The organism is Alkalicoccobacillus porphyridii, assembly GCF_007293315.1.
Lineage (GTDB): Bacteria > Bacillota > Bacilli > Bacillales > Bacillaceae_D > Alkalicoccobacillus > Alkalicoccobacillus porphyridii.
The window spans coordinates 1-328 of the sequence record NZ_VLXZ01000113.1; the positions used below are offsets into that span (position 1 = coordinate 1).

Below are 328 nucleotides of genomic sequence, written 5' to 3' on the forward strand. Positions count from 1 at the left end.
CCGATCAAATCATAAAGAAAGAGATTCAAGCTATATTTGATCATCATGAGGGAAATTACGGGTATCGTCGGATTCATGTACAACTACGAGCGAATGGACACATCATCAATCACAAAAAGGTTCAACGACTCATGAATGAGCTTGGTCTAAAATCAGAGAACTTCATTCGGAAATCCCGCTATAAATCGTACAAAGGAACCACGGGTAAAGTGGCAGAGAATCGATTAAATCGACGGTTTCACACGCCGATGCCTCTTCAAAAACTAACGACAGATGTCACTGAATTTAAGTGCAAAGGTGGAGAAAAGCTTTATTTCAGTCCAATCAT

At 39.9% G+C, this 328-nt stretch carries 1 protein-coding gene; it reads left to right on the forward strand.

What is annotated here, in order from left to right:
* The coding region (locus FN960_RS21135; protein ID WP_143850788.1) for an IS3 family transposase at positions 1-328 on the forward strand (328 nt) is incomplete at both ends.